The organism is Salmonella sp. 2018103 (assembly GCF_026247685.1).
In the GTDB taxonomy this organism is placed as follows: domain Bacteria; phylum Pseudomonadota; class Gammaproteobacteria; order Enterobacterales; family Enterobacteriaceae; genus Salmonella; species Salmonella enterica.
In genome coordinates, this window is sequence record NZ_CP111029.1 from 2,148,991 (window position 1) to 2,161,190 (window position 12,200).

At 54.6% G+C, this 12,200-nt stretch carries 12 protein-coding genes; 2 read left to right on the plus strand and 10 right to left on the minus strand.

Annotated elements, in window-relative coordinates; all coding sequences use genetic code 11:
- Position 1: 1 nt before the first annotated feature.
- The 7 genes from rsxD to blr form a co-directional block, all read right to left on the minus strand.
- A complete protein-coding gene (gene rsxD, locus OLG56_RS10440) occupies positions 2 to 1,060 on the minus strand; it encodes an electron transport complex subunit RsxD (RefSeq protein ID WP_000231889.1) in 1,059 nt (352 codons plus the stop codon).
- Complete coding sequence (gene rsxC / locus OLG56_RS10445; RefSeq protein ID WP_061377343.1) at positions 1,061 to 3,268, minus strand: electron transport complex subunit RsxC; 2,208 nt, start codon at positions 3,266 to 3,268, stop codon at positions 1,061 to 1,063.
- Entirely contained in the window at positions 3,261 to 3,839 is a 579-nt protein-coding gene (gene rsxB / locus OLG56_RS10450; RefSeq protein WP_001092600.1) for an electron transport complex subunit RsxB, read from the minus strand. Before rsxB ends, rsxC begins: the two co-directional genes overlap by 8 nt.
- The gene (gene rsxA, locus OLG56_RS10455) at positions 3,839 to 4,420 is read right to left on the minus strand and encodes an electron transport complex subunit RsxA (protein ID WP_000133179.1); all 582 of its coding nucleotides are present in this window, start codon (positions 4,418 to 4,420) and stop codon (positions 3,839 to 3,841) included. Before rsxA ends, rsxB begins: the two co-directional genes overlap by 1 nt.
- Positions 4,421 to 4,496: 76 nt before the next feature.
- Positions 4,497 to 4,937 (minus strand): DUF2569 domain-containing protein, encoded by a 441-nt coding sequence (locus OLG56_RS10460; protein ID WP_000214061.1) that lies wholly within the window; start codon positions 4,935 to 4,937, stop codon positions 4,497 to 4,499.
- An 88-nt stretch (positions 4,938 to 5,025) separates the two neighbouring features.
- The gene (gene ydgT / locus OLG56_RS10465; protein ID WP_000217946.1) at positions 5,026 to 5,241 is read right to left on the minus strand and encodes a transcription modulator YdgT; all 216 of its coding nucleotides are present in this window, start codon (positions 5,239 to 5,241) and stop codon (positions 5,026 to 5,028) included.
- Positions 5,242 to 5,537: 296 nt separating this feature from the next.
- Complete coding sequence (gene blr, locus OLG56_RS10470; protein ID WP_001708800.1) at positions 5,538 to 5,663, minus strand: division septum protein Blr; 126 nt, start codon at positions 5,661 to 5,663, stop codon at positions 5,538 to 5,540.
- A gap of 199 nt (positions 5,664 to 5,862) precedes the next feature.
- Here blr and OLG56_RS10475 point away from each other — a divergent pair, with 199 nt between their 5' ends.
- Complete coding sequence (locus tag OLG56_RS10475) at positions 5,863 to 6,903, plus strand: oxidoreductase (protein ID WP_024154894.1); 1,041 nt, start codon at positions 5,863 to 5,865, stop codon at positions 6,901 to 6,903.
- A gap of 73 nt (positions 6,904 to 6,976) precedes the next feature.
- Here the strand turns inward: OLG56_RS10475 and add are convergent, their stop codons facing one another.
- From add to malX, 3 genes are all read right to left on the minus strand, one after another.
- Positions 6,977 to 7,978, minus strand: coding sequence for an adenosine deaminase (gene add, locus OLG56_RS10480; RefSeq protein ID WP_061377341.1), 1,002 nt, complete (start codon positions 7,976 to 7,978; stop codon positions 6,977 to 6,979).
- 216 nt (positions 7,979 to 8,194) lie between these two features.
- Entirely contained in the window at positions 8,195 to 9,367 is a 1,173-nt protein-coding gene (locus OLG56_RS10485; protein WP_061377340.1) for a MalY/PatB family protein, read from the minus strand.
- Positions 9,368 to 9,376: 9 nt separating this feature from the next.
- Positions 9,377 to 10,969: a maltose/glucose-specific PTS transporter subunit IIBC gene (gene malX / locus OLG56_RS10490; RefSeq protein WP_000208903.1), complete on the minus strand. Its 1,593-nt coding sequence runs from the start codon at positions 10,967 to 10,969 to the stop codon at positions 9,377 to 9,379.
- 172 nt (positions 10,970 to 11,141) lie between these two features.
- Between malX and OLG56_RS10495 the strand changes: the two genes are divergently transcribed.
- The gene (locus OLG56_RS10495; protein WP_000951918.1) at positions 11,142 to 12,170 is read left to right on the plus strand and encodes a Mal regulon transcriptional regulator MalI; all 1,029 of its coding nucleotides are present in this window, start codon (positions 11,142 to 11,144) and stop codon (positions 12,168 to 12,170) included.
- Positions 12,171 to 12,200 lie beyond the last annotated feature (30 nt).

The window sequence follows — 12,200 nt, forward strand, 5'->3', positions numbered from 1 at the left end:
TTTATCCTTTGCGATGTCCATAGACGCGGGGGCGCGTGTAGTAGTCGATCAGAGGAACCGTGATATTCGCCAACAGGACAGCAAAAGCAACGCCGTCCGGATAGCCGCCGAAGCTACGAATCAGCCACACTAATACCCCAGCCAGCGCGCCGAAAATTAAACGTCCACGGTTGGTCGTGGAGGCGGTAACCGGATCCGTCAAGATAAAAAATGCGCCCAGCATGGTGGCGCCTGACAGCAGATGAAGCTGCGGCGAGGCCAGCGTAGCGGGCGAGAAAAGCCAACCTAACGCGGCGCATAGCGCCAGCGTCAGTAGAAAACTGACCGGGATATGCCAGCGGATAGCTTTTTGCCACAGCAGGAATACGCCGCCGACAAGCCAGGCGAGGTTAATCCACTGCCAGCCCACGCCAGCCAGCGCGCCGCTGTATATCGGGTACTGCATGATTTGCTCAACGGAGTGCCCGGCGCGCAAGGACGTTTTAAACGTATCCAGCGGCGTCGCCTGGCTGATACCGTCAATACCAATACGTAGCAGTGTCATATCGCCGCCGCTGGCGGTATGCCCGGTAAAAATCATCCGCAACGTGTCCAGCATATCGGGCGTTGTTGCGGCTATTTCATAAGGCGGCAACCAGCTTGTCATTTGCACCGGAAAGGAGATTAAGAGCACCACGTAACCGATCATTGCCGGATTAAAGGGGTTTTGTCCCAGCCCGCCATATAACTGTTTAGCGATAATAATGGCGAATCCGGTTCCCAGCACGACCATCCACCAGGGCGCGAGCGGAGGGATGCTGACCGCCAGCAAAAGCCCCGTCAATAACGCGGAATAATCCTGTAGGTGACTGGCGACCGATTGTTTGCGCAGTCTAAGGACAATGGCTTCCGCGACGAGCGCCGTGATGGCAGCCAGAACGATCTGGAAAAGCGTTCCCCAACCAAAAAACCACGTCTGCGCGGCAATCCCCGGCAGAGCGGCGATTAATACCAGCAACATGATTCGCGATGTCTGGCGCTGGTTATGGGTATAAGGCGAGCTTGCGATTCTGAATACCATTTAATCCTCGTTAACTACCTGCTGCTGTGCTGCTTTTTTTGCCTGAACGCGGGCGATCGCCGCAGCAACCGCGGCTTTACGCGGGTCGGCCGGTTCGGCAGGTTCGCTTCCGGCCTGCTGCTCCTGTTTACGAGCTTTGGCGCGGGCGATGGCCGCTTCCACCGCAGCTTTACGCGGATCGACCGGTTCGGCAGGTTCGCTTCCGGCCTGCTGCTCCTGCTTACGGGCTTTGGCGCGGGCGATAGCCGCTTCCACCGCGGCTTTGCGCGGATCGACCGGTTCGGCAGGTTCGCTTCCGGCCTGCTGCTCCTGCTTGCGGGCTTTGGCGCGGGCGATAGCCGCTTCCACCGCGGCTTTGCGCGGATCGACCGCTTCGGCAGGTTCGCTTCCGGCCTGCTGCTCCTGCTTATGGGCTTTGGCGCGGGCGATAGCCGCCTCCACCGCGGCTTTACGCGGATCGACCGGTTCGGCAGGTTCGCTTCCGGCCTGCTGCTCCTGCTTACGGGCTTTGGCGCGGGCGATGGCTGCCTCCACTGCAGCTTTACGCGGGTCGTCGCCGGGTATCGCGCTGTCAGCCATCGGATGAGCGGCTTGTTTAGCGCGCGCTTGCGCTTTACGCGCTTCACGGGCCGCGATGACGGCGCTATTGTCTGGCAGACTACCCGCCTGAATAACCACCGGTTGCGTGGCCTGCGCCTGTTTCTCTTTTACCCGCGCCAGCGCAGCGGCAATGGCATCCTGATCTTTTGCCGCTGGTTGTACCGCTGCGCTCTTATGACGTGCAAGGCGGGCGGCTTTTTCGCGCTCCAGTCTTGCCTGACGAGCCTCAAAACGTGCTTTGGCTTCGGCGGCGCGTTTTTCTTCAAGCCTGATCGCATTAATCTCCGCTTTTTCCTGACGGAAATATTGGACGAGCGGAATATTACTGGGGCAGACCCAGGCGCAGGCGCCGCATTCTATACAATCAGCAATATGGTGAGCGGTAGCCTTGTCATGCTGCTGCCCTTTGCTGAACCAATAAAGCTGCTGCGGTAAAAGGTCGGCAGGGCAAGCGTCAGCGCAAGCACTGCAACGAATACAGCTTTTCTCTTCCTGAGGCGCTCCCATTTCAGTCACGGATGGCGCCAGCAAGCAGTTGGTGATTTTTACGACCGGTACGTCAAGCCAGGGAAGGGTGAATCCCATCAACGGGCCGCCCATGATGACCATCTGGTCAGCGGAAGGGCAGAACCCGGCATCGTTAAGCAAATGACGAACGGGAGTGCCGAGCCGCGCCCAGACGTTACCCGGACGGCTTACCGCTTCACCCGTTAAGGTGACAACGCGTTCTGTGATCGGTTCGCCGTCAACCACGGCGCGTTTAACGGCATAAGCCGTACCGACGTTTTGCATCAGCACGCCAATATCAGAGGAGCGCCCGCCGTGGGGAACCTGTTTTCCCGTCAGTATTTGGGTGAGCTGTTTTGCGCCGCCGGAAGGGTATTTGGTTGGGATAACACGTAACGAAATATCGTGGGCGTCAGCCAGTACGGCGCGCAGCATGGAAATAGCCTGCGGTTTGTTATCTTCAATGCCGATTAATACCTCACGCGGTTGCAGAATATGCGCCAGGATGCGAATACCTTCCACAATCTGCGCGGCGCAGTCCTGCATCAAACGATCGTCCGCCGTAATGTAAGGTTCGCACTCTGCGGCATTGATAATAAGCGTGGTGATTTTATCGCCGCCGCCCTGCAATTTAACGCCGGTGGGAAACCCCGCGCCGCCAAGCCCGGCAACGCCATACTGATGAATGCGTTCAATGAGCGCTTCACGGCTGTGGGCGCGGTAATCAGACCAGCCCTCGCGTTCAATCCAGCGGTCCTCGCCGTCGGCATCAATGATGACGCTTAACTCCGCCAGCGCCGAAGGATGTGCCGTCGAGTGGGGGGCAATAGCGATAACCGTCCCGGAGGTGGGCGCGTGTACCGGCAGCATTCTCCCACGTCCACGGGTAAGCGCCTGGCCGCGTAGCACGCGATCGCCGACGCTAACGCACAGCTCGCCCTCAGCGCCAATGTGCTGTTTTAAGGGGATAACGAAGCGCGGCGCTAAAGGCACCTGGCGCAGCGGCGTGCCGTTTGACTGGGTCTTCATTTCGGGCGGATGAATACCACCGTCGAAATCCCAGATTTTATCTTTTCTGAAAGCGGAAAATAGTTTAAGCATGTTGTTCCACGGGAATGATGCGAACGGGAATGGTGTTCAAATCCCATTTCCAACTGTCGGGCGTCTCATTCACCGGACGTAATTCGATGCAGTGCGTCGGACACGGATCGACGCACAGATTACAGCCAGTACAGAGATCGCTCATGACCGTGTGCATGGCGCGCGTTGCGCCAACGATGGCGTCAACCGGGCAGGCCTGAATGCATTTTGTGCAGCCAATGCAGTTATTTTCATCAATAACTGCCAGCATACGTACTGGCGCAGCCTGCTGTTCTTCACCATCGCATGGTTGCGGCTCTACGTTTAGCAGCTCTGCCATTTTCAGCATGACGGCTTCGCCGCCGGGCGCGCAACGATTGATTTTCTCGCCCTGGAGACCCACGGCTTCGGCGTAGGGGCGGCAGCCGGGATAGCCGCACTGACCACACTGGCTCTGCGGCAAAATCGCATCGATTTTTTCAACAACCGGATCATCTTCAACCGCGAATCGGCGGGAGGCATAACCCAGAATGGCGCCGAACACCAGGCCCAGAAGGGTCAGGGCGCCAACGGCAATCCAGATAGTATTCATTACAACTTCACCAAACCACTAAAGCCCATAAAGGCCAAAGACATTAATCCTGCGGTAATCAATGCTATCGCGTTACCACGAAAAGGGGCGGGCACATCCGCCACGGCAAGGCGTTCGCGGATGGCGGCAAACAGAACCATCACTAATGAAAAACCGACGGCGGCGGAAAATCCGTACAGCGCCGACTGAAGAAAGTGATGACCGAGATTAATATTCAGTAACGCTACGCCCAGAACCGCACAGTTAGTGGTAATCAGTGGTAAGAAGATGCCTAACAAGCGGTATAACGCCGGGCTGGTTTTCCGTACAACCATTTCGGTAAATTGCACGACCACAGCAATGACGAGGATAAAGGCCAGCGTCCGCAGATAAATCAGATCCAGCGGAATAAGTATCCAGGTGTCGATAAGCCAGGCGCATATCGACGCCAGCGTCATGACAAAGGTCGTCGCGAGGCCCATCCCCATGGCGGTTTCCAGTTTTTTGGATACGCCCATAAAGGGACAAAGGCCCAGGAATTTGACCAGTACAAAGTTATTGACCAGTACAGTTCCGACAAAGAGCAGCAGGTAATCAGTCATGTTTCGGCCTGAAATAAAAAAGCCGCCTATTATCTGTCAAACTACCACAGGCGACAACAGGTTAACTGTAGGGTTATTACGGATTAACAAACGTTGTTTTAACGCGCGCTGAACGTTTGAGATAAGGCACAATGAGCGCCGTCGCCAACAGTGGGAAGAGTAACTGACGCACGGCAAAGGCATCTGAGACGGGCGAAAAGGCAAATGCTTTAACCGCCAGTAACACCGACACCAGCAGCCAGATAATGTAATGCTTCGGCACGCAGCGTCTGCGCTTGAAGAATGCGATCGTCAACCACAGGGTATAGTACCACATGGCGATAGCGGTAATAAATGAAATGCCCCATAGCAGTAAATTACCGGTTTCCTGTCCGCTAAGCGTCTTGAACGTTTGCGGTGTGGCAAGCGCCATAACGTAGAGTAATAACGCCAGCGAGGCGCTCAACAACGCGACTAACAGCCAGGCTAACGGGCCAAGAAGCCAGCCTCCAATTCGTTGTGGCGGTGTTGTAGTCATATCTTCTCCGGGGTTACGCGCGTTAACGGTCATGCCGCTCATTTTGGGGCAAATATTATAAGGTTTTTGATGTTAAACGCTACTCTCTTTATTGCACATAGCGCCAGACGGATTGCGGGACCTGACCTACATCAAACAGGCGTCCTCCGGAAACCAGTTCGGCACGGCGGTGATCTGCAGCGCGATACATATTAACAATGTCCATGTCATCAGTAAGGGTATAGTTAAGGTGGTCGAACAGTTTTTCCAGACTTTCGAGCGAACTAATTTTGCGGAATTTTAATAGATAATCCTGAACAGTCATATAAAGTTGATCCATATTTAATATAATGCCAACGGAGTAGTCACTGATAAAAAATAAACAAAACCGCACCAGTGAGAGGTCAGGGGTGCAGGTAAAAAGGGAATATTCTTACCGGTAAAGAGTCAGGCGCCACAGGGCGCCTGGGGCGAAAGGTTAACGCGCTTTCCTACAACAGGCAATAAACGTCAGACCAGATAGGACATATTTCGTTTTTTTTGCCGGTTTTTGACTTTCTTTGCACCCCCCGGGGCGCCGCTTACCGTACCACGCGAAAATGCCTTTACATTATCTGACGCTTACTTCTTCTGGACGGAAGCCGTGGGCTCTGGTGGTTGGTAATTGTCAATATGGTTGGCAATACCTAAAAGAATGACTGAGATAACGAGAACTATCCACCCAGTTAATTCAATAAGACGATTCATTATTGACGACATTTGCTTTGATTTATCCAGAGGGTAAATGTTACTTTCCTGGCGAACGGTCGGCAAGAGGGAGGGAAACGATTTCAGCCTTTGTTCTGTAACAAGTTAATCATTTGATGCTACGTTGATGGTCAGGACGCTATTGCGGCTAGTCGCACGATGGTGTGGAATAGCGATATCTAAAACCGGAGGCAGTGAGATGAATGACAAAATCCGCGTTGGGTTAATCGGTTATGGCTACGCCAGTAAAACCTTTCATGCGCCCTTAATTATGGGAACGCCAGGGCTAGAGCTTGCGGCGGTATCCAGCAGCGATGAAACAAAAGTGAAAGCAGACTGGCCGGCGGTCTCCGTGGTCTCTGAGCCCCGACACTTATTTAACGATCCGCATATCGACCTGGTCGTGATCCCGACGCCCAACGATACCCATTTCCCGCTGGCGAAAGCTGCGCTGGAAGCCGGTAAGCATGTGGTGGTTGATAAACCTTTTACCGTGACACTGTCACAGGCGCGAGAATTGGATGCGCTTGCGCGGAGTACTGGCCGGGTACTTTCCGTCTTCCACAACCGACGTTGGGACAGCGATTTTTTGACGCTGAAAGCCTTGCTGGCGGATGGCGTGCTCGGCGAGGTGTCCTTGTTTGAATCCCACTTTGATCGATTCCGTCCCCAGGTGCGCGACCGCTGGCGCGAACAAGGCGGGCCGGGAAGTGGTATCTGGTACGATCTGGCGCCGCACTTGTTGGATCAGGCCATTCAACTTTTTGGCCTGCCCGTCAGCATGACGGTGGATTTAGCGCAACTGCGTCCGGGCGCGCAATCTACAGATTATTTCCACGCGATTTTATCCTACCCCCAGCGCCGCGTCATTTTGCACGGTACGATGCTGGCCGCGGCGGAATCCGCGCGATACATCGTTCATGGTTCGCGCGGTAGCTATGTTAAATATGGCCTCGATCCCCAGGAAGAACGGTTAAAAAACGGCGAGCGTTTACCGCAGGAAGACTGGGGATACGACATGCGTGACGGCGTATTGACCCTGGTTGAGGGAGAGACGCGCAAAGAAGAGAACTGGCTTACGTTGCCGGGTAACTATCCGGCATATTATGCCGCCATCCGCGATGCGTTAAACGGTAACGGTGAAAATCCCGTGCCGGCAAGCCAGGCGATTCAAATTATGGAGTTGATTGAACTGGGCATGGAATCGGCAAAACATCGCGCGACGCTGTGTCTTGCCTGAGATGTCGCATTTCTCCGCCTGGGATAGCATTAAACCGCAGGCGGAGAAGGGCGTTAGTGTCAATAAAGCAATCTTACGCCGCGGCCACTTTTTCGCGCAGCGCACGTTTTTCGTCATCGCTCAGAAAGGCGATTTCCAGACCGTTAATCTGCGCCTGGCGAATCTGTTCGCGGCTCAATCCTGCCGCTGGCGCGGCGACGTGATATTCATGGATAATATCTACGCCCTGAACAGCCGGATCGTCCGTATTAAGACTGGCGAGAACGCCATGCTCAAGGAAGGTTTTGAGCGGATGATCTGCCAGCGATGCGACGGTACTGGTCTGAATATTCGAGGTCAGACAGGATTCAATACCGATACGCTGCTGTGCAAGAAAATCCATTAACGCGCGATCTTCGACAGCTTTTACGCCATGTCCGATACGTTCGGCCCCCAGTTCGCGAATCGCCTGCCAGATACTTTCCGGCCCTGCGGCTTCGCCAGCGTGAACGGTAATATGCCAGCCCGCATCGCGCGCCCGATTAAAGTGCGACAAAAACAGACTGCCGGGAAAGCCCAGCTCATCACCGGCTAAATCCAGCGCGGTGATTTTCTCTCTGTGCGCCAACAGCGCATCAAGCTCCTGTAAACATGCCGCCTCGCCGAAGGTACGGCTCATAATGCCAATGAGTCGCGCCTCGACGCCAAACGTGTTACAGCCGTCGCGTACTCCGTCGATAACGGCTTCAACCACGCCTGCGATCGGTAACTGATGCGCCATCGCCATATAGCCGGGCGAAAAGCGAAGCTCGACGTAATGCATGCCGTTACGTGCGGCATCTTCAATATTTTCAAAGGCCACACGGCGGCAGGCGTCAAGCGATGCCAGGACTTTTACCCCCCAATCGAGCTTCGTGAGAAAGCTTACTAAATCGGGTTCGGTTGAGGTGACCTGGACATGCGGAATCAGCGTTTCCAGCGTTTGGGCGGGAAGGGCGATGTTGAACTGCCGACCAAGATCCAGAATTGTTTGGGCGCGAATGTTGCCATCAAGGTGGCGGTGGATGTCAGTCAAAGGAAGCGTAATATCAATCATGGGCGCACTCAATTTTTAATAAAAGTGCGCACCATTATACTACAGATTGATAATGCTCTGGAAATTTTGCAAAAACGGAGCCATTACGTTGCAACTTCGCGAGAGCGCGGGAGAAATTTTGTATCATTCTCTTTAACGCGCCCCGGTCAGCTCACGGGGGTTGTCTCTGTTATCGCATCTTAGGATAAAGGGTCAACACCCCGTTTGTAGACGGTATCAGCGAACGGTGCGGATAGCGTTAATCAATCCGTTGACGCCTTTTTCAAGTTTCAGGCGAGGGCATCCGGCATTCAGACGCACAAATCCCCGGCCTTCTGCGCCATAGGTATCGCCGGGCATAATGGCGACTTTCTCCTGATGAATGAGCGTGTGCTGTAATTTTTGATCGTCAATGCCGAGTGAACGAAGATCAATCCAGGCCAGATAGGTCGATGGCGGCGCTTGCCAGTTCAACGTCGGAAAGGCGCCATTCAGCGCCTGCTCAATATAGCGCATATTAGCCGCCAGCGAGGCGCGTAACGCATCCAGCCACGGCGCGCCGTGCTGATACGCGGCAATATGCGCCGTGAGCGAGAGCACCGCTGGCGAAGAGAGGCCGTCGCGCCCTTTTAAGGCGACCAGGTAGCGTTCACGGCTTTCACTATTTTCAATGATTCCATAAGCGCCGGTTAATGCCGGAATGTTGAAGCTTTTCGAGCCGGAGGAGAGCAGCGCCCAGTCTCCGCGCGCGACATTGCTCCAGGGAATATGCGGCTGGTTTCCCCATACCATATCCATGTGAATTTCATCGGAAATCACCCGTACGCCATGGCGCTCGCACAGCGTTGACATCGTTTCCAGCTCGTCACGCGTCCACACTTTACCGGTGGGATTTTGCGGACTGCACAGCAGCAGGATTTTGCTTTCCGGACGCGCCAGCGCCGCCTCCAGTTTGGCCATATCGCAATACCAGGCGTTGCCTTCTTTCTCCAGCGGGACGGGAGTGACGATGCGATGGTTGCCTTCAATCGCTTTATAAAAAGCATCGTAAGCGGGGGTATGAACTACCACGCCATCGCCTTCGTTGGACCACTGGCGGATAAGCGCGGACGCCATATAGATAACGGAGGGGCCGTATACGAGGGAGTGGGCATCTATCGTGGTCTGATGGCGTGTCGCAAACCAGTGGGTAATCGCCCCTAAAAACGCCTCATTTTTCCAGCGGCTATAGCCCAGCACACCGTGGGAAAGGCGCTGGTTTAGCGCCTCCAGGATACACGGCGCGGTGGCAAAATCCATATCCGAGATCGTAAAGGGGAGCAGATCGGCTTCGCCAAAACGATCGGCGACATAATCCCACTGCGTACACCATGTCCCGCGACGGTCAACTTCCTGTGAAAAATCGAACATATCTCTTCCTTATGCCTGAACGGTATTCATCAGACCAACCATTTCATCTTTTACCGACTGAACCTGCGGGCCGATAACCACCTGCAAATTATGCTGATTGAGCTGTACGACGCCTATCGCACGATTGTCCTTCAATGCCTGGACATCGACAAGCGACATATCTTTCACGGACAGACGTAGGCGGGTGATGCAGTTGTCCAGACTCACGATGTTTTCCGTGCCGCCTAATGCCGCCAGGATAGCAGGCACGTTGTAGCCGGATTTTCCTGGCGCGCCAGCGATCGCTTTTTCAATGCTGGTGGCGATCTCCGCTTCGCGCCCCGGTGTTTTGAGGTTAAAGCGTGTAATGGCGAAGCGGAAAATGAGGTAGTAAACCGCAAACCAAATCGCCGCCACTACCGGAACCAGATACCATTTTGTTGACAGACCATGCAGGATGCCAAACACCACAAAGTCAATAATATTGCCATCCGTATTGCCGATAGTGACGCCGAGAATAGCCATGATGGTGAAGCCCAGCCCGGTCAGCAGAGCATGAATAACGTACAGCACTGGCGCTACGAACAGGAACAGGAATTCCAGCGGCTCCGTTGTACCGCCGACAACGCAGGCGATTAAACCGGAAATCAATAATCCTTTAATTTTAGGGCGGTTTTCTGGACGGGCACAGTGGTACATTGCCAGCGCGGCGCCCGGCAACCCACCGAGAAACGCCGGCATTTTGCCTTGCGATAAGAAACGAGTGGCGCTTTCAGAGAAGCCGTGCGTCGTTGGGCAACTGAGTTGGGCCTGGAAAATAGTCAATGCGCCGCTCACGGTATGCCCGCATACCTCTTGCGTACCCCCCGCCTCGGTGAAGCGAATCAGCGCTACCAGAATATGGTGCAGACCAAAAGGCAACAGCAGGCGCTCGCCGGTGCCGAAAATCATCGGTCCAAAGTCGCCGGCGCTATTGATGATATGACCCAGTCCACTAATTCCCATCGCAAAAACCGGCCAGACGAGCGGGATAACCAGGCCGACAAGCCCCATCACAACGGCGGAAACGATAGGTACAAAACGCGTACCGCCGAAAAAAGCCAGCGCATCCGGCAAACGAATGGTATGAAACCGTTCATGCAGCATCCAGACAATAATACCAGCGATAACGGCGCCGAGGATGCCGGTATCGATAGAGGGGATGCCCAGAATATTTTGTACGTTATTGGCTTTCAGCACCGCCGCATCGGTGGTCGGCAGAATGCCTTTTGCCGTGAGCCAGAAGTTGACTGCAAGGTTCATGACCGCATAACCGACAAACCCGGCAAACGCGGCGACGCCTTTGTTTTCCCGCGCCAGACCGAGCGGAATCGCGATACAAAACATCACCGGCAGGAAGCTAAAGGCAAAAGAACCTACTTTACTCATCCAGGTGAAGATAGCCTGTAGCAAGGGATTACCCAGCACGGGGAGCAGGGTGATAACGTCGTGGCTACTGAGCGAGCTGCCGATACCGAGCATAATGCCGCAGAACGAGAGCAAGGCGACGGGCAACATAAACGTTTTGCCCAGTTGCTGGAAAAATTCCCATAGCGTTATTTTTGGCGTGGTTTTCGTCGTCATCTAACGACTCCTTGTTAATAAAGGCCGGTGTCAGGTTATGATGGCGAAAAGATAAAACGTTTTATCAAATTTTAGTGCGGCATTAATCACATTACTGACCGATAATAACGCGTATAAAGATAACGGATAGGTAAAACGTTTTATCTGTCAGATTCTGGAGCGATTTGTTGACATGGCTATCGCCAAAAAAATCACTATCCACGATGTTGCGCTGGCGGCTGGTGTGTCGGTGAGCACCGTTTCCTTAGTGCTGAGCGGCAAGGGGCGAATATCGGCCGCGACCGGCGAGCGCGTGAACGCGGCAATTGAACAACTGGGTTTTGTGCGTAACCGCCAGGCGTCCGCGCTGCGTGGCGGGCAAAGCGGCGTTATCGGTTTGATCGTGCGTGATTTATCGGCACCCTTTTATGCCGAATTGACCGCCGGGTTAACGGAAGCGCTGGAAGCGCAAGGCCGTATGGTTTTTCTCCTGCACGGGGGGAAAGATGGCGAACAGCTAAATCAGCGTTTTACCATGCTGCTTAATCAGGGCGTGGATGGCATGGTGATCGCCGGTGCGGCGGGTAGTAGCGAAGCGCTGAGAGCGCAGGCCGACGCACAAGGAATTCCGGTGGTGTTTGCGTCACGCGCCAGCTATCTTGATGATGCGGATACCGTTCGGCCTGACAACATGCAGGCGGCGCAGCTCCTGACGGAGTACCTTATTCGTCAGGGCCATCAGCGCATCGCCTGGCTGGGAGGACAAAGCGCATCTTTAACCCGTGCGGAGCGCGTGGGCGGCTATTGTGCGACGTTGTTAAAATACGGTCTACCGTTTCACAGCGAGTGGGTCGTGGAATGCGCTTCCAGTCAGAAACAGGCAGCAGAAAGCATTACTGCGCTGTTGCGATACAATCCGACCATTAGCGCTGTCGTTTGTTACAACGAAACCATTGCGATGGGGGCGTGGTTTGGCCTACTGAGAGCCGGACGACAGAGTGGCGAGAGCGGTGTCGATCGTTATTTCGAGCAGCAGGTGTCGCTGGCGGCGTTTGCTGATGTGGCGGAGAACGCCCTCGACGACCTGCCGATTATCTGGGCCAGTACGCCGGCGCGAGAAATAGGCTATACCCTGGCCGAACGAATATTGCAGCGTATTGCTCACGACGAGCACCATGTGCGGAGTCAAACGATAGCCGCTCGCCTGGTAACGCAAAAGTAGAGGCTGCGCGTCGTTCGGCGCAGACCGGGT

Excerpts from the sequence above, each read along its gene's own strand:
- rsxD (WP_000231889.1), bottom strand. The coding sequence starts at position 1,060 with ATGGTATTCAGAATCGCAAGCTCGCCTTATACCCATAACCAGCGCCAG.
- rsxC (WP_061377343.1), bottom strand. The coding sequence starts at position 3,268 with ATGCTTAAACTATTTTCCGCTTTCAGAAAAGATAAAATCTGGGATTTC.
- rsxB (WP_001092600.1), bottom strand. The coding sequence starts at position 3,839 with ATGAATACTATCTGGATTGCCGTTGGCGCCCTGACCCTTCTGGGCCTG.
- rsxA (WP_000133179.1), bottom strand. The coding sequence starts at position 4,420 with ATGACTGATTACCTGCTGCTCTTTGTCGGAACTGTACTGGTCAATAAC.
- OLG56_RS10460 (WP_000214061.1), bottom strand. The coding sequence starts at position 4,937 with ATGACTACAACACCGCCACAACGAATTGGAGGCTGGCTTCTTGGCCCG.
- ydgT (WP_000217946.1), bottom strand. The coding sequence starts at position 5,241 with ATGACTGTTCAGGATTATCTATTAAAATTCCGCAAAATTAGTTCGCTC.
- blr (WP_001708800.1), bottom strand. The coding sequence starts at position 5,663 with ATGAATCGTCTTATTGAATTAACTGGGTGGATAGTTCTCGTTATCTCA.
- OLG56_RS10475 (WP_024154894.1), top strand. The coding sequence starts at position 5,863 with ATGAATGACAAAATCCGCGTTGGGTTAATCGGTTATGGCTACGCCAGT.
- add (WP_061377341.1), bottom strand. The coding sequence starts at position 7,978 with ATGATTGATATTACGCTTCCTTTGACTGACATCCACCGCCACCTTGAT.
- OLG56_RS10485 (WP_061377340.1), bottom strand. The coding sequence starts at position 9,367 with ATGTTCGATTTTTCACAGGAAGTTGACCGTCGCGGGACATGGTGTACG.
- malX (WP_000208903.1), bottom strand. The coding sequence starts at position 10,969 with ATGACGACGAAAACCACGCCAAAAATAACGCTATGGGAATTTTTCCAG.
- OLG56_RS10495 (WP_000951918.1), top strand. The coding sequence starts at position 11,142 with ATGGCTATCGCCAAAAAAATCACTATCCACGATGTTGCGCTGGCGGCT.